Source organism: Paenibacillus sp. sgz302114, from assembly GCF_056120345.1.
Map to the genome: position 1 here is coordinate 39,784 of NZ_JBVYOI010000008.1, position 15,996 is coordinate 55,779.

Annotated in this window: 14 protein-coding genes; all 14 read right to left on the reverse strand. The window is 49.5% G+C overall.

Going from position 1 to position 15,996, the window contains the following annotated elements; genetic code table 11:
• Nucleotides 1-6 precede the first annotated feature (6 nt).
• The 14 genes from argB to pseG all read right to left on the reverse strand — a co-directional run bounded on the left by argB (nucleotide 7) and on the right by pseG (nucleotide 15,992).
• A complete protein-coding gene (argB, locus tag AC0LWF_RS19515) occupies nucleotides 7-786 on the reverse strand; it encodes an acetylglutamate kinase (protein WP_474653210.1) in 780 nt (259 codons plus the stop codon).
• Nucleotides 787-838: 52 nt separating this feature from the next.
• The gene (gene argJ, locus AC0LWF_RS19520; protein ID WP_474653211.1) at nucleotides 839-2,080 is read right to left on the reverse strand and encodes a bifunctional glutamate N-acetyltransferase/amino-acid acetyltransferase ArgJ; all 1,242 of its coding nucleotides are present in this window, start codon (nucleotides 2,078-2,080) and stop codon (nucleotides 839-841) included.
• A gap of 240 nt (nucleotides 2,081-2,320) precedes the next feature.
• Entirely contained in the window at nucleotides 2,321-3,370 is a 1,050-nt protein-coding gene (argC, locus tag AC0LWF_RS19525; protein WP_474653212.1) for an N-acetyl-gamma-glutamyl-phosphate reductase, read from the reverse strand.
• A gap of 141 nt (nucleotides 3,371-3,511) precedes the next feature.
• The gene (locus tag AC0LWF_RS19530; RefSeq protein WP_474653213.1) at nucleotides 3,512-4,417 is read right to left on the reverse strand and encodes a YitT family protein; all 906 of its coding nucleotides are present in this window, start codon (nucleotides 4,415-4,417) and stop codon (nucleotides 3,512-3,514) included.
• Nucleotides 4,418-4,532: 115 nt separating this feature from the next.
• Nucleotides 4,533-5,649, reverse strand: a protein-coding gene (gene prfB / locus AC0LWF_RS19535) for a peptide chain release factor 2 (protein ID WP_474653214.1) whose coding sequence is annotated in 2 segments (ribosomal slippage) — nucleotides 4,533-5,576 and nucleotides 5,578-5,649 — 1,116 coding nt in all. Because the reading frame shifts where the segments join, the coding sequence is not laid out codon by codon here.
• 55 nt (nucleotides 5,650-5,704) lie between these two features.
• Entirely contained in the window at nucleotides 5,705-8,212 is a 2,508-nt protein-coding gene (secA, locus tag AC0LWF_RS19540) for a preprotein translocase subunit SecA (protein ID WP_474653215.1), read from the reverse strand.
• 173 nt (nucleotides 8,213-8,385) lie between these two features.
• Nucleotides 8,386-8,931, reverse strand: a complete 546-nt coding sequence (gene hpf, locus AC0LWF_RS19545; RefSeq protein WP_474653216.1) for a ribosome hibernation-promoting factor, HPF/YfiA family — start codon at nucleotides 8,929-8,931, stop codon at nucleotides 8,386-8,388.
• Nucleotides 8,932-9,167: 236 nt separating this feature from the next.
• The gene (locus AC0LWF_RS19550) at nucleotides 9,168-9,365 is read right to left on the reverse strand and encodes a cold shock domain-containing protein (RefSeq protein WP_090575545.1); all 198 of its coding nucleotides are present in this window, start codon (nucleotides 9,363-9,365) and stop codon (nucleotides 9,168-9,170) included.
• A gap of 238 nt (nucleotides 9,366-9,603) precedes the next feature.
• A complete protein-coding gene (locus AC0LWF_RS19555; protein ID WP_474653217.1) occupies nucleotides 9,604-10,794 on the reverse strand; it encodes a cytidylyltransferase domain-containing protein in 1,191 nt (396 codons plus the stop codon).
• Nucleotides 10,779-11,642: an N-acetylneuraminate synthase family protein gene (locus AC0LWF_RS19560; protein ID WP_474653218.1), complete on the reverse strand. Its 864-nt coding sequence runs from the start codon at nucleotides 11,640-11,642 to the stop codon at nucleotides 10,779-10,781. The genes AC0LWF_RS19555 and AC0LWF_RS19560 overlap by 16 nt, the downstream gene beginning before the upstream one ends.
• Before the next feature lie 38 nt (nucleotides 11,643-11,680).
• On the reverse strand, nucleotides 11,681-12,448 hold the full coding sequence (locus AC0LWF_RS19565; RefSeq protein ID WP_474653219.1) for a class I SAM-dependent methyltransferase: 768 nt from the start codon (nucleotides 12,446-12,448) through the stop codon (nucleotides 11,681-11,683).
• Nucleotides 12,449-12,630: 182 nt separating this feature from the next.
• The gene (pseC, locus tag AC0LWF_RS19570; RefSeq protein WP_474653220.1) at nucleotides 12,631-13,806 is read right to left on the reverse strand and encodes a UDP-4-amino-4,6-dideoxy-N-acetyl-beta-L-altrosamine transaminase; all 1,176 of its coding nucleotides are present in this window, start codon (nucleotides 13,804-13,806) and stop codon (nucleotides 12,631-12,633) included.
• Between the two features lie 122 nt (nucleotides 13,807-13,928).
• Nucleotides 13,929-14,876, reverse strand: coding sequence for a dTDP-glucose 4,6-dehydratase (locus tag AC0LWF_RS19575; protein WP_474653221.1), 948 nt, complete (start codon nucleotides 14,874-14,876; stop codon nucleotides 13,929-13,931).
• Between the two features lie 45 nt (nucleotides 14,877-14,921).
• Entirely contained in the window at nucleotides 14,922-15,992 is a 1,071-nt protein-coding gene (gene pseG, locus AC0LWF_RS19580) for a UDP-2,4-diacetamido-2,4,6-trideoxy-beta-L-altropyranose hydrolase (RefSeq protein ID WP_474653222.1), read from the reverse strand.
• Between the last annotated feature and the right edge of the window lie 4 nt (nucleotides 15,993-15,996).

Sequence of the window (15,996 nt, forward strand, 5' to 3'; positions counted from 1 at the left end):
ATGGTATTAAGCTTGCACAATACGCGTGCCGATGCCGCCTTCGAGAACTGCTTTGCTCAGTACGCCAGGCACATCGCCATTCACGATAACAACTTCCTTCACCTGTCCGTGGATGCAGGCAATCGCTGCGCGCACCTTCGGAATCATGCCGCCGTAGATTTCACCGCTTGCAATCATCGCTTCGATCTCTGCTACAGTAACCGTCGGCAGCACTTGCTTCTGTCCGTTCATAATGCCCGGCACGTCGGTGACGACAATCATCCGCTCCACACCAAGGTGAGATGCGACAGCGCCTGCCGCCGTATCCGCGTTAATGTTGTACCTCTGGCCTGCCGCGTCAATACCGATCGGTGCAATGACCGGAATGTAGCCCATGCCCATCACGCCTTCGATAATCTCCGCGTTCACATCCGTCACATCGCCGACGAAACCGATCTCATCTGCGTTCGCAACCGGCTGTGCCTTAATGAGCTCACCGTCCACACCGGACAGTCCAAGCGACTTCGCGCCGCTTTGCTGGATGCGTCTAACGATCTCCTTATTGATTCGCCCTGCGAGCACCATCTCGACAACATCAAGCACTTCATCACTCGTCTTGCGCAGCCCATTCACGAACTCGCTGGCAATGCCGAGCTTGCTGAGTGTCTCGGAGATCGCCGGACCGCCGCCATGGACGATAACCGCCTTCACTCCGCGCTCCTGCAGGTCGCGCAAATCCTCGAAGAAAGAGGCCGGCAGCGCCGCTAAGGTGCTGCCTCCGCATTTCATTACAAACCGCTGTTCCATCGTTCGTCCGTTCTCCTTCTATCCGAAAGCGGCGTTAGTCTGCCGCTGTCTCTTATGTGCGGTATGCCGCGTTGATGCGGACATAGTCATACGTCAGGTCGCAGCCCCACGCCGTAGCGGAGCCCTCGCCCATATGCAAATCCACATAAATGACGACCGTGTCGCCTTTCAAATACGCCAGTGCAGCCTCTTCGTCAAAAGCGACCGGACGCGACTGTGTCAGCGTCACGATGTCACCCAGCGCAATATCGACTGTCTCTGGGTTGACGGCCACGCCTGCGCGTCCGACCGCCGCAATGATTCGGCCCCAGTTCGCGTCTGCGCCGAATACGGCGGACTTCACGAGCGAAGAGCCGATAACCGTCTTCGCAATCGCCTGTGCGGATGCATCCGACTCTGCGCCGCGCACTTGTACTTCCACAAGCTTCGTCGCGCCTTCGCCGTCGCGCGCGATTGCTTTCGCCAACACTTCGCATACATAGCGAAGGCCTTCCGCGAATGCTGCGTAATCCGGATGAGCAGCATGCAATTCGGAGTTGCCCGCGAATCCGCTCGCCATCGCGACGAGCATGTCGTTCGTGCTTGTATCGCCATCAACGGTAATCATGTTGAACGTGAGGTCCGTCACTTGACGGAGAAGCGTGTGCAGCGCTTCGCTTCCGATCGCCGCATCCGTCGTTACGAAGCCGAGCATCGTCGCCATGTTTGGATGAATCATGCCGCTTCCTTTGGAAGCGCCGGCGATATGTACCGTCTTGCCGTCGATTACAACGGAGACGCACACTTCTTTCTTCACGAGGTCCGTCGTCAGAATCGCTTGGCAGAAATCATCCGCCGCTTCATACGAGGAGCCGAGCCGCGCCGGCAATTCCGCGATGCCTCCGAGCACGCGGTCCATCTTGAGCAGCTCGCCGATGACGCCTGTCGACGCGACTGCAACCTGCTCCGCCGGCACGCCGATCGCTTCCGCGAACGCGCTGCGCATCTCATACGCGTCAGCTTCGCCCTGCTTGCCTGTGCAAGCATTCGCGTTGCCGCTGTTCACGATCACTGCGCGCAGCTTGCCGCTCGCGCCGATGCTCTCGCGCGTCACATGAATCGGTGCCGCTTGGAATACATTCGTCGTGTACACGCCTGCTGCTGCCGCGGGCACTTCACACACGATAGCGCCAAGATCATGGCGCGTCGTCTTCTTCAAGCCGCAGTGCAAGCCCGCTGCTTTAAAGCCTTGTGGTGTCGTGACGGAGCCATCCGGTACGACCGTATAAGTTGCTGCAATGTTCCCCTGTCCCATCGTTCAATCGCGTCTCCTTATTAGTAAAAGTGTGGCGGGAAGCGCACCTACGGACGGCATGGGTCTTCACTCGCTGTTGTATCTGGATTTCTTTGATTTTATAGACATTGAATTGGATGAAATCCAGCTACAAAGGCGCAAATGATATGCGTAGCTGTGGCAACGCCTATCATTTCGCCTAGGCGTCCGCTAACGCTGTTCCGACTCCATACCGTCCTCCGGCACTCTTCGCATCACTTGTTATGGATATACCGGCACGAACTTCAAGCCTTCCGTCTCGTCCCAGCCCATCATTAGATTCAAGTTCTGGATCGCTTGCCCAGCAGCGCCCTTCACGAGGTTATCAATAACCGAGATAATCGTGATCCGCCCTGTGCGCTCATCGACGGCAAATCCGATATCGCAGTAGTTGGAGCCGTAAACTTCCTTCGTCGCCGGCCATGTGCCATTGCTGCGAATGCGGACGAACGGACGACCCTCATAATAATTGCGGTATAGCGAAATGAAATCTTCGAGCTTATGATCGCCCGTAACGGTTGCATACATCGTGCTCATAATGCCGCGCGTCATCGGTACAAGATGCGTCGTGAACGTTGTGACAACCTTCTTGCCAGCTACGTCCGTCAGCACCTGCTCGATTTCCGGAATATGCTGATGCTTGTTGATTTTGTAAGCTTTAAAGTTTTCATTCAGCTCGGAGTAATGCGTGCCGAGGCTCGCGCCGCGGCCTGCGCCGGATACACCGGACTTCGAATCGATTATAATCGTTGCCGGATCTATGTATCCTTCCTTCACCGCCGGAATCAGTCCGAGCAGCGTCGCTGTCGGGAAGCAGCCAGGATTGGATATGAGATCCACGCCGCGTACGGCATCCCCGTACACTTCCGCAAGACCATACACCGCTTGATCCAAGTATTGCTGCTCTGCAGCCTCTTTCTTGTACCAAGTCTCGTACTCCGCGCGAGATTTCAGCCGGTGATCGCCAGAAATATCAATAACCTTCAGGCCTGCCGCGAGCAGGGAAGGCGTTAGCTTTGTTGCAATGCCTGCTGGTGTAGCTATAAATACGACATCCGCTTTGCTCTTGATCAAAGCCGGGTCGACATCATCAAGTAGATCTGTGCGAATTTCTGTCAGATGCGGAAACCCTTCCGCAATCGGCGCTCCCGCGCTGGAAGATGAAATAACCGAGGTCACTTCCACCTTCGGATGGCTGGCTAGTAGCCTTATGAGCTCAACGCCGCCGTATCCGGTTGACCCGATAATTGCTGCCTTTACTGATGTACTCATACCTGTTCTCTCCCATCCTTTATTTCCTAACTATCCATTTTACACGAACAGGAGGATAGAGGAAATAGATAACACTTTGTATTATTATACATACGTATTCATATAAATACAACGCAAAATTTGTGGATTTTTCGAACGTTTTTAAGGCAATTTGAACCCTTCTCCAAGCACCTCTGCCGTCTCGCTAATAATGACAAAAGCATACGGATCCGCTGACCGCACGAGGCTCTTCAGCTTCGATACTTCGTTCTGTCCAACGACTACCATCAGTACGGTTCGCGCTTCTCCTGTATACCCGCCATGGCCGTCGAGCTTCGTGAGGCCCCGGTCCAAATCATGCAGCACGACGTTCGTAATTTCCACAGGCTTGTCCGATATAATGAACGCCACCCTCGAAGTCGCAAGTCCTGTCTGGACAAAATCAATCGTCTTGCTCGTCACGAACAAGCCGACCAGCGCATAGAGAGCATTCTCCGGCGCAATTAGGATACCCGCTGCTGCGATAACCGCCCCGTCGAAGCATGCTACAGCTAAGCCGAGCCGTATGCCCGTGAACCGATGCAGCAGCTGCGCCGCTAGATCAAGGCCGCCTGTCGACGCCTTGCCGCGGAATACGAGGCCAAGTCCAGCGCCTACGCCAATACCGCCATAAATAGAAGCGAGCATCGCATTATCGGTTGGAGCATGCCAGTGCGAAGTGAACAGGACAAGCAGCGGCAACAGGAATGAGCCGAGCGCTGTCTTCAGTGCAAACTTCTTCCCAAGCAGCCAAAGGCCTAGCAGGAATAGCGGTATATTCAGCGCCCATTGCGTATACGCCGGTGTAATGCCCCATTCGTGCTGAACGAGAATAGAGATGCCGGATACGCCGCCGGACGCGATGCCAAGCGGTACTAGAAATAAGTTAAAGCTGATCGCAATAAGAAATGAACCAATGAGCAGCAGCGCTACACTGATTGCGTTCTCTGCCTTCGCCCCCATCGGCTTTCTCGTGCGGCTATTTGGCTTATGCTTCGCAAATGAATGCTGTTCTTGATGTTTTTTCATTGTGTGATCCGTCCTCTGTGTATGTATGTCATTTCCTTTATAATGATCGCAAAAAAGAGTTCCAACACATTCAGTGTAGGAACTCTTTCCCTAGGCTATGCAAGCAGCCTTAACTTCATTGTTCTTCATGGCGAATTTTACTGCGCAGATAGCCGTCGATAAACATATCGATATCGCCATCCATCACTGCGCCGACATTGCCTGTTTCCACCGATGTGCGATGGTCCTTGACCATGCTGTACGGATGGAAGACATAGGAGCGGATCTGGCTGCCCCATGCAATGTCCGATTGTTCGCCGCGGATCTCTGCCAGATGCTTCTGCTGCTCTTCGATCTTGCGTTCGTAGAGCTTGGAACGGAGCATCTGCATCGCTCGCTCGCGGTTCTGAATCTGAGAGCGCTGCGTTTGGCACGATACCACGATTCCCGATGGGACATGCGTGATTCGAATCGCCGATTCCGTCTTATTGATATGCTGACCGCCCGCGCCGCTGGCCCGGTACGTGTCCACCTTCAAATCCTCGGAACGAATGTCAATCTCGATGTCGTCGTCGATCTCCGGCATAATGTCGCATGATACGAAGGACGTATGGCGACGGCCAGAAGCGTCGAAGGGCGAGATGCGCACCAAGCGGTGCACGCCTTTCTCGGCTTTCAAATAGCCATATGCGTTATGGCCTTTAATCGACAAGGATACGCTCTTAATGCCCGCCTCATCGCCTGCCAAGTAGTCGAGCAGCTCGACCTTGAAGCCGTGCTTCTCTGCCCAGCGGGTATACATCCGGTACAGCATTTGGCCCCAGTCTTGCGACTCGGTGCCGCCAGCGCCTGGATGAAGCTCCAGAATGGCGTTGAGCTTGTCATATGGCTCGCTCAGCAGCAGCTGCAGCTCGAATTCGCTCACCTTGCCCATAAGCTCGGATACGCTCTTCTTCAACTCCGCAGCCAGCTCCTCATCGTCGTCCTCATCTTCCGCCAATTCCAGCATCGTTTGCAAATCCTCTTGCTCGCTTTGCATCCGCGTATACTGGTCGACGACGGATTTCACGGCATTTAGCTCTGCAATGGTGCTTTGCGCCCGCTCGTTGTTATCCCAGAAGTCCGGCGCGCTCATGCGCTCCTCGAAGTTCGCGATCATCTCTTGCTTAATATCTAAGTCAAAGAGACCCCCTGAGTTCTTGGAGACGCTTCGCCATTTCACGCAGGTCTTGTTTGACCTCTGTATCTATCATGACTGTCGCTCACCTCAAAATAAGTTCGTTGCCCTACCTTATGCAGATAGCGGTCCTATTGTCCGTGACACTGCTTATATTTCTTACCGCTACCGCAAGGGCATGGATCGTTCCGGCGAACGCGCTCTTCTTTAACAACTGGACGCTTCTGTGCCATTTCACTGCTGCCACCGGATTCGGTTTGGCCTTTGGCAACCTCTTGACGCTCCAGGTTGTTCTCGACATGCGCCTTCATGATATATTTCGTGATTTCCTCTTGAATATGCTCAATCATTTCCTTGAACATTTCGAAGCCTTCGAATTGATATTCGCGAAGCGGATCCGTACCGCCGTATGCACGAAGGTGAATACCTTGGCGAAGCTGATCCATCGCATCAATATGATCCATCCACTTGCTGTCTACGGCACGCAGCACGACAACCTTCTCGAATTCACGCATTGTCTCTGCACCGATATCTTCTTCACGCTGATCGTATAGCGCAACGACCTTCTCGAACAGGAACTCGATGATCTCGTTAGGCTCTTTGCCCCATAGATCATCCTTCGTGATCATATCTTCATGCAGGAAGTTCCCTTCCGCGTAGTCGACGATTTCTTGAAGCTCCCAGTTCTCTGGAACGTCATCCGTCGGACAGTGTGCTTCAACGATCTTCGTAATGACCGGCTTAATCATCTCAAGTACGATCTCGCGAATGTTCTCAGAGAACAATACTTCGCGGCGCTGCTTGTAGATAATTTCACGCTGTTGGTTCATAACGTCATCATATTGAAGAACGATCTTCCGTTGGTCGAAGTTGTTGCCCTCAACCCGCTTCTGAGCGGATTCAATGGCACGGGAGATGAGACGGCTCTCAATCGGCTGGTCTTCCTCGAAGCCCAGACGCTCCATCATGCCCATAATGTTCTCAGATCCGAAACGGCGCATCAGTTCGTCTTCAAGCGATAGATAGAACTGCGATGAACCCGGGTCGCCTTGGCGTCCCGCACGACCACGCAGCTGGTTATCGATCCGACGGCTCTCATGACGCTCCGTACCGATAATGTGCAAACCGCCTAATCCGCTAACCGATTCGCCGAGCAAAATATCTGTACCACGGCCAGCCATGTTCGTCGCAATCGTAACTGCGTTTGCTTGACCCGCACGCGAGATGATTTCCGCTTCCTCTGCATGGTACTTCGCGTTGAGGACCTTGTGCTGGACGCCTTTCTTCTTCAGGAGCTCAGAGAGCTTCTCGGAGTTCTCGATGGAAACCGTACCGACAAGCACCGGTTGATTGTTCTTATGGCGCTTGACGATTTCCTCAACAACTGCCTTGAACTTACCGTTCTCCGTCTTATAGACAACATCCGCGATATCTTCACGAACGTTCTTCTTGTTCGTCGGTACTGTAATAACTTCAAGACCGTAGATCTTCTTGAACTCTTCTTCCTCTGTCTTCGCTGTACCTGTCATACCAGACAGCTTGCGGTACATCCGGAAGTAGTTCTGGAAGGTGATTGTCGCGAGCGTCATGCTCTCGTTCTGCACCTTGATCTGTTCTTTTGCTTCAATAGCTTGGTGAAGTCCATCGCTGTAGCGGCGTCCAGCCATCAGACGGCCTGTGAACTCGTCAACGATAACTACTTCTTCGTCCTGTACAACGTAGTCCACATCGCGCTTCATAATAATATGCGCTTTGAGTGCTTGTTGAATGTGATGATTGAGCGTTACATTCACGTGATCGAACAAGTTCTCGATGCTGAATGCTTTCTCCGCCTTCTCCACGCCAGCTTCAGTCATCGTTACTGTGCGAAGTTTAATATCAACGGTGTAATCCTCTTCTTCTTTCATACGCTGTACGAAACGATCCGCAGCAAAATACAGCTCCGTCGATTTCGCAGCTTGACCGGAAATAATAAGCGGTGTACGCGCCTCATCGACGAGAATGGAGTCAACTTCATCAATAATGGCATAATAAAGCGGTCGCTGTACCATCTGTTCCTTATACAGCACCATGTTGTCACGCAGATAATCGAAACCGAATTCATTGTTCGTTCCGTAAGTGATATCGCAAGCATATGCCTCTTGCTTCTGTTCATGCGAAAGACCGTGCAGGTTACAACCTACAGTCAAGCCGAGAAACCTATATAGCTGGCCCATTTGCTCGCTGTCACGAGTCGCCAGATAGTCATTGACAGTAACAACGTGAACGCCTTTACCTTGAAGTGCGTTCAAATAAGTCGCAAGGGTTGCAACTAACGTTTTACCTTCACCCGTTTTCATTTCAGCGATTTGGCCTTCATGCAGCACCATACCGCCAACCAATTGAACGTCATAATGACGCTTGTCCAGCACCCGCTTGGATGCCTCTCTACAAACAGCGAACGCTTCAGGGAGCAGGGAGTCAATATCTTCTCCTTGTTCAAGACGAGCTTTAAATTCAGCTGTCTTATCTCGAAGCCCTTCGTCCGATAATTGTGAGATTTGCGGCTCCAGCCCATTTATTTCCTCAACAGTTCGCATAAGACGCTTAATCTCTCGTTCGTTGGCGTCTCCGAATAATTTTTTAACAAGTCCGAGCATGGTCTTCCCCTTTCGTGTGTAACGCCTGTTTGCATAAATTGTATCAGTTTGCGGCAGTTCTCGCAATGTTGGCCCCCTTAGGGAGAAGCTGGGTTAGTCAAATTTGCCAAATTGCGCGAATGCTTACCGATATAAAGAAAAAGACCCCAGTTGCCCAGGGTCTGTGACTTGTCCTAATCCGCTGCAATCAATCCGTATTTGCCGTCACTGCGTTTGTAGACGACATTCACTTCCTTCGTCTCGGAATTGGCGAACATGAAGAAGGAATGTCCAACCATATTCATCTGAAGAATGGCTTCCTCAACATCCATCGGCTTCAATAAGAAGCGCTTCGTCCTTACAAGCTCGTATTCCTCTTCCTCATCAAGTACGCGAACTGCTGCGCCGTCGTCCTTGAACAACGTGCGTATACCGCTTTCCCTGCGGAATTTATTGTTTAATTTCGTTTTATGTTTCCGAATTTGCCGGTCGAGTTTGTCCACAACCAAATCAATCGAAGCGTACATATCCTCGCTCTTCTCCTCGGCTCTAAGTATAACGCTCGCTAGCGGGATCATCACTTCTATTACATGCTTGCCTTTCGTGACGGACATTGTAACATTTGTTTCGGAGGTAATCGGCTCTTCAAAATACTTTTCCAGGCGGTTAAGTTTCTTCTCAGCATAATCGCGCAAGGCGTCAGTCACCAAGATGTGTTGACCTCGAATGTTGTATCTCATGTGGCATTCCTCCTTTTACATGTTCTTATTATAACACTCTATTAACCCAATCTCAAAGATATTTTCAGTTTATTTTGAATATTTAATTATTTTGGTAGAATCGGCGAATGCTAGATAAAATGAGAGAAGCTGTTGTGGCTTGAAACAACAAAAAGCCCCGGTTGCCCGGGGCTGTTGCTGTTCACATTCGGTTAAGCGAAAACCAATTATAATGTGGCCGCTTAACAGCGGGATGATTACAGTTTAGTTACGTTTGCTGCTTGAGGACCACGTGCGCCTTCGACGATATCGAACTCAACGGATTGGCCTTCTTCAAGTGTTTTGAAGCCTTCGGATTGGATTGCGGAGAAGTGAACAAATACGTCGCCGCCTTGCTCAGTCTCGATGAAACCATAACCCTTCTCAGCGTTGAACCATTTAACTTTACCTTGCATTCAGAACATTCCCTTCATCTTCAAATAGCTGTAGGATCACTAGGCGTGGCCTACAAATCGAATATACCATCGCATTCACAATATTGTCAATAGTTGTTTTGTAAGCGAATACATTTTAACTCTTCCATATGTTCTGCAATCTTCTCTACTGACTATTCCCACTGTAATGCTGACCCGCTTCTAATTAAAATAAGCCTATTATTTGCTCATCCCAGCAAAATAATAGGCTTATTCTGAATTATGCCGATAATTGTTTTGTTTTAAGGAGAAGGTCGCATAGCTCTCTCACGCAGCCCTGGCCTCCACCAAGCTCGCAAACGTATGATACTCTTGTACGTACATCTGGATGTGCATCCTTCGGTGATGCCGATACTGCGGCTTCAAGTAAGCAATCCAAATCGTTGACATCATCGCCGATATATGCTGTTGATCGGAAGGAGAATTGCGGGTTATCCCGGAAAAATGAATCCAAAAATGCTTTCTTATCTTTAACACCCATAAACAGATAATCGACTTTCAATTTCAAGCCTCTTGCCCGAACGACCTCGATGTCCTCTGCGGTTAGAAGCATTACTTTCATTCCGGTTTGCTTTACCAGTTCAATACCTTTGCCATCACGTGTATTAAACTTCTTCAGCTCCTGTCCATCTGTTGAATAGTACATACCAGCATCGGTTAGTACACCATCAACATCCGAGATCAGAAGATTTATGTTATCCATTCCCGACTCTTCATCCGATAACTTTTTCTTGAGCTGCAGCAACTTCAATTGTTCGCCAATGATCCAGTCCGTTGGCTCATCCAGCTCAAAGTAGGATTCCTCAGCCATCTCGTATACCGTGATATCCCCTGAAATTCTGCACTGAGAAGTAAGCAGATTTTCCCGACTGGTCATATAAAATGCGCCATTCTCCACCAAGTAACCATCCCAATCCTGCCTGCGAGGCCGCTGATTCGGATCATAGTTAACAGGCGCAGCATGCCCCGACTCCTCTGACCATATAAACCGCTTCTGTCGGACGACAGAAACCAGACTATCTGCTTGCGACTGAGCGAGTTTATGCAGTGCGCCTTGCAAATCCTTCGATTCCAGCAACGGAGATGTCGCTTGCACAAGGATGATGCGCTCTGCGTTCGTATTCTCGGCAAACTCTAGCAAAGCGATCTCCGTCGATGCCGTATCATGGGCGCTTTCAGCACTCCGACCAATTACAACGACCTTCGAGAAACCGAAGCTTTCTACGGCTTCTCGAATCTGGCTATCATCAGTTGCAACGTATACACAGTCAATTTCTTCGCATTCAGCGGCAGCCGCCACGGTCCAATAGACTAACGGCTTCCCACAAAACGGCTTAATATTTTTGAGCGGAATACTTTTACTACCGCCTCTTACAGGAATAAAGGCTACCGTTCCTAGTGGTTTCTCCATTTTAATTTGTCCCTTTGTTCGATTTCAATCTCCAGTAAATCTTGTTCTTTATAAGTAAGCGATTTTTGAACCGCACGCAAGTCTCTTGCTAATCTACGCAAGCCGTCTGGCTCCAAGCTAGCTGCGTGGTCCGTACCTTTCCAGGTTCTATTCAATGTATAATGTCTCTCAATGGTTGTCGCACCAAGCGTATACGCAGCAATATCTACTGAAATTCCATTGTGATGACCAGAGAATCCAATTTCTTTCACAATGCTTCCATAGGACTCACGGAGTCTAGAAATCTCTCTTAAACAAATATCTTCAAATGGGACAGGATAACCGGAAGTACAGCTGTAGAGCACAACGTCCTTCGCCCGCTTATTCTTAACGAAGAAGTCTATAATATCTCTCTCTTCCTGCTTTGTCGTCATCCCCAGAGAGAGGTGAATCTCTCCTTCATACTCGCTGCATAGATAACCCAGCATATCGAAATGCAAGTTCAATGCGGATGGGATCTTAATGAATTGCGGCTTCAATGCAGCAATTTCTTGCGCTGAAGTTAAATCCCAAACAGAGGTGCTGTACGCAAGCTCGTACTGCTCGCACCAAGCCTTTAATTGCTTATGCTGATCGACATCAAACTCCAAAAATTCACGGTGCTGCCCGTAAGTGGAACCATATGATTGATGTGGATTAGGATGTGGAGCATTGTATTGTTCTGCCGTTAGCAGCTCTTTATTGTTTCTCTTTTGAAACTTAACCGCATCCACTTTACAGAAGACAGCAGCGGTCATAATTAATTCCTTCGCGATCTCCATATCACCTTTATGATTACATCCGATCTCTGCAATTACTCTAGGTCGCATAAAAATTCTCCTTTAAGATAGTGTACTAGCAAGGTGATTTATCGTGTTATACATGCAAATAGCGTATCGCACATACCCGCGCTTGCCAGTTGCTTCTCATAAGCGCTATGTAACTCAGGGGCATTCATAAAATCCCAAACCTGATGTCCGCCTGGCTTATTCTCCGACAGCCAGTGCAGATGGTTGGACAATGGATACCGCTGTACTTGTTTAATGTAATGAACTTTATACCCGGCAAGCTCAGCCACTTTACTCAAGGTTTCCGGTGTAAATAAGAATAAATGGCAGCTCCAGTATGTGAAATCGGCGAACGGTTTCGAATCAAATAGCGTAAGTAAAGCATCGTTCGCACTTGGCACTTCGATAATCAGCTTCCCATTGGCTGAAAGAGACTCTTTCAATCGTTTAAGCATTGCCACTGGATCAGGCAGATGCTCCAATACATGAAACAGTGTGATCAAATCGTATTCGCCCGTTATTTCTTCCACTGATCTAAACGTTTGAATTTGATCGACTTCATTCAATGCCTGCCGAATGGTGCTATCCAACTCGACCCCGCTAACGGACTGGCTAATCTCCTGCGCAAGTTTCAGGAATCCTCCCCCACCGCAGCCGAAGTCCAGCACTCGCTTATTCAAGATCGATTCTTTAAGCGCTTGGTATCTTCTTAAATCATCATTGGATGAATTAATTCTATATTTCCTTAAATCGACGGATCCCCCTAGCATAGAAGAATCTTCATAGAATTGATCGTTAATATGATTAAAGGAAGATAAAAAAACGAGTCCGCAGCTTTGACATTCCATGACTTTAATATCCGCACTGTCACGAACTCTGTCATGTCGTTGAACAATCTGTTCCTTATGGCATAAGTAACATGCTGTATTCAGTGAAATCGCTCCTCCTTAAGGGCCTATGAACCGAGTATAGCACTAGACCTTGCGGTCATTAACGGGAAGTATTTGGCAACGGGCCGCGATGCTAGCCATTAAGCTTTATACTTCTCATACACGTTCAGCACCGCTGCTATAACGCTCTCTACATCTTCTCTTGTCATCTTCGGAAAAAGAGGTAACGAAATCGTCGTATTATAGTAACTTTCGGCATTGGAGCAATATGTTTCCGAATAACCATGCTTCTGATAATACGGCTGTTTATAGACGGGTATATAGTGGACATTAACCCCGATATTCGCTGCTCGGAGCGCTTCGAAGAGCTCTTTGCGACCCACTTTAAATTGGTTTAAGTGAAAGCGAAGCACGTAGAGATGCCAGCTCGAGCTTGCAGCTTCGTGCTGCTTCGGAATGATTAGTCCCTCCATCTCACCAAAAGCCACCTGATATTGCTCGGCAATTTCTCTTCTTCTTGCAACGAACTGATCAAGCTTATCCATCTGCGATACACCTAGAGCCGCCTGGATATCCGTCATCCGGTAATTAAACCCTAGCTCTTGCATTTCGTAATACCATGGACCATCATTCTTCTCTAGCATAGCAGCATCACGAGTCATGCCATGATTACGGAACAAGAGAAGACGTTTATACAGCTTCTCATTATCGGTTACAATCATGCCGCCTTCGCCGGTCGTAATATGCTTGACCGGATGAAAGCTAAACATGGTCATATCGCCGAAGCTGCCTACTTTACGCCCCTGATAGGAGGCCCCGAGCGAATGTGCGGCATCATGAATGATGGTTAAGCCGTGATCTCTTGCTATCATTTCGATACGATCCATCTCGGCTGGCTGCCCCGTGAAGTCAACCGCAATAATGGCTTTTGTCCGATCTGTCAGTTTTGCTTCAATTTGAGCCGGATCAAGATTGTAGGTCTGCGAGTCAATGTCAGCAAATACCGGCTTCCCTCCCATATATAACACACAGTTGCTGCTAGCTAAGAAGGTAACTGGTGTTGTAATGACTTCATCCATAGGTTTAATATCGGCAGCAAAGCACGCTCCGTGAAGTGCAGCTGTGCCGTTACAGAATGCAACCGCATATTTGACTCCTACATAATCGGCAACCTTTCGCTCGAATCGCTCGATCTGTGGGCCCTGTGTAATGAAATCGCTCTTTAGCACATTTATGACTGCTTCTATATCATCATCTTCCAGCCACTGTTTGCCATACGGCAATAATGTTTCCCGGGTTGGTAAGCTTTCACTCATTGTAAGATCCACCTTTCATCCATTACCTTCAGGCCGCTTCAACGACTATTACGCCGAATTCACTTAAGCATTGTATAGCAGGCGCAGCCACTTCATGAAGCGGCTGCGCCTGTTTGATCCCTTTAAATTAAGTTTGTCGTACGAATCCATTCCTCGGTCAACTGAATGCCCTCTTCGAGCGAAACAGTTGGGGTCCAATCCAGCAAGCGATTGGCTTTATCTGAATTGCAAAGCAGCTTCTGAATTTCGCTCTGCGGGTGGATATGCTCCACATGAACGATTCGCGACTCGTCACCTACAATGGTTTTTGCCAAGTCGTTTATCGTAATATCACGGCCTAAACCCGCGTTCACGATTTCACCGTCTACACGATCCGTATATCCGCTTTGCACCACGAAACGGGCACAATCGGATACGTAAAGCAGATCTCTCGTCTGCGTACCTTCACCATAGATCGCTAACGGACGGCCTGCCAATTTATTTTTAATAAAGATTGCGACTACGCCGCCTTCGCCACCTGTTTTTTGAAACGGACCATACGTATTGAATGGACGAATGACAACCGCCGGCAATCCATAGGCGTGGTAATAAGAAAGCACCATATTCTCCGCGGCAATCTTAGCACCTGCATATGGAGAGGCAGGCTTAATCGGGTGCGCCTCCGTAATCCCGGAAGCATCGGTACAGCGGTCATAGACCATACATGTGCTCATAAACACGACTTTCGTACGATGCTTGCGGCATTGCTCCAATATATAAAACGTACCGATTGTGTCGTTATTAAAAGTTGTGCCTGGATCATCAATGGAATCCTGTACATTAATAGAAGCACCCAAGTGGTAGCAGATATCAAAACGATGTGCATCGAACAGCTCTTCCAGAAGCGACTCATTCAAGATGGTGCCTTCAATGAAGGATTTCAAGCCCGGATGATTCCGGAGCTCTTCAATATTCTCTTCTCGTCCATTCGATAGATCATCAAGTATCCATACCTGATGTCCATCCTCGAGCAACTGCTTCGCAACCCATCTGCCAATAAAGCCGGCCCCGCCGGTAAGTAGGATATTCAACTGCTACACCCCTAATGTAAGTATTTCGTAGTCATGCCATGAATGTCATTCGCCATGATTCATCATGACTGAAGCGGCCTGATTGCCAGAAATATCGGTTCGGCTCTCGGTTAGCCCGAAAGCTTGGCGACTCATGGCTAGAAGCTCTTCAGGCGAATGCCTGGCCTTATGTATCATATCGGCATAAAGGGCCGCAGATGTTTGTTCATGGCCCCCGGCAGCCCATATAGCCCCGGCTTGTTCTGCCGTTTCAACGCTGTCGATCTGATTATCCGCAACAACCGTCACGGCGGAAGGCAATCCAAGGTAGCAGCGTTCCCACATTGCGATTCCTCCCGCCCCTAGCGCGAAATCGGCCCCAACCAGGAGCTCGGCCATATTCTCCACTTGAACATGTAAAGTTACGTTCGGGATGCTGTCACACCGCCCGATGACTTCTTGTCTAAACAGATTTGCTTCGCCAATGACAACATCGATCTGCAATTCCCTCAGCCTGAGGTCATCGACAGCCTTCAGCGCCTTTACGGTTTCATTGGTAGGATCACTGCCTCCGAAGAATAGAAGCAATCTCTGCACCTTACCCGTTCTCTCCCGCATGGATCGCCGCATGGTATAGAACATAGGGCGAAGCAGCAAATACTTCGGTCCGAGCAGAAGTCTGCACTCCGGCTCCACCAGATTCTCATACCTCGTATACATATCGACATAAGCATTCTGATCAAGCAGCAAGTCGCAGCAGTGGGGGCGGTTAGCAAGATCGTCTAGAACCAGAACCCGCTTGACGTATGGCCTTACGGCCTCCTCCCAGCGACTGTCGATTCCATAATGGTCAACGACCAGCCAATCCGCATCCCGTTGTTTCAGAACATGGATCGTACGGTCTGCGTCATCTGCCCAAGATTGGGCTTGGAGAGCCCGCTCATCATCAATCCATTCTACCTCGTGGCCGCGCTGCAACAGATAAGCTCCAAGATGACCCTCCAAACGGCGGCAAATAAATAGAGAGCGGCAGTTGTAGCTGGCCTTGCTAAGCTCATCCGCAAGCGTCAGACAGCGCATCATATGACCTGTACCAATGGCAGAAGAAGCATCTACACGAAACACGATCTGTTTCACTGTT

What these genes read in the sequence shown, in the direction of transcription:
- argB (WP_474653210.1), bottom strand. Translation starts at nt 786, where the DNA reads ATGGAACAGCGGTTTGTAATGAAATGCGGAGGCAGCACCTTAGCGGCG.
- argJ (WP_474653211.1), bottom strand. Translation starts at nt 2,080, where the DNA reads ATGGGACAGGGGAACATTGCAGCAACTTATACGGTCGTACCGGATGGC.
- argC (WP_474653212.1), bottom strand. Translation starts at nt 3,370, where the DNA reads ATGAGTACATCAGTAAAGGCAGCAATTATCGGGTCAACCGGATACGGC.
- AC0LWF_RS19530 (WP_474653213.1), bottom strand. Translation starts at nt 4,417, where the DNA reads ATGAAAAAACATCAAGAACAGCATTCATTTGCGAAGCATAAGCCAAAT.
- secA (WP_474653215.1), bottom strand. Translation starts at nt 8,212, where the DNA reads ATGCTCGGACTTGTTAAAAAATTATTCGGAGACGCCAACGAACGAGAG.
- hpf (WP_474653216.1), bottom strand. Translation starts at nt 8,931, where the DNA reads ATGAGATACAACATTCGAGGTCAACACATCTTGGTGACTGACGCCTTG.
- AC0LWF_RS19550 (WP_090575545.1), bottom strand. Translation starts at nt 9,365, where the DNA reads ATGCAAGGTAAAGTTAAATGGTTCAACGCTGAGAAGGGTTATGGTTTC.
- AC0LWF_RS19555 (WP_474653217.1), bottom strand. Translation starts at nt 10,794, where the DNA reads ATGGAGAAACCACTAGGAACGGTAGCCTTTATTCCTGTAAGAGGCGGT.
- AC0LWF_RS19560 (WP_474653218.1), bottom strand. Translation starts at nt 11,642, where the DNA reads ATGCGACCTAGAGTAATTGCAGAGATCGGATGTAATCATAAAGGTGAT.
- AC0LWF_RS19565 (WP_474653219.1), bottom strand. Translation starts at nt 12,448, where the DNA reads ATGGAATGTCAAAGCTGCGGACTCGTTTTTTTATCTTCCTTTAATCAT.
- pseC (WP_474653220.1), bottom strand. Translation starts at nt 13,806, where the DNA reads ATGAGTGAAAGCTTACCAACCCGGGAAACATTATTGCCGTATGGCAAA.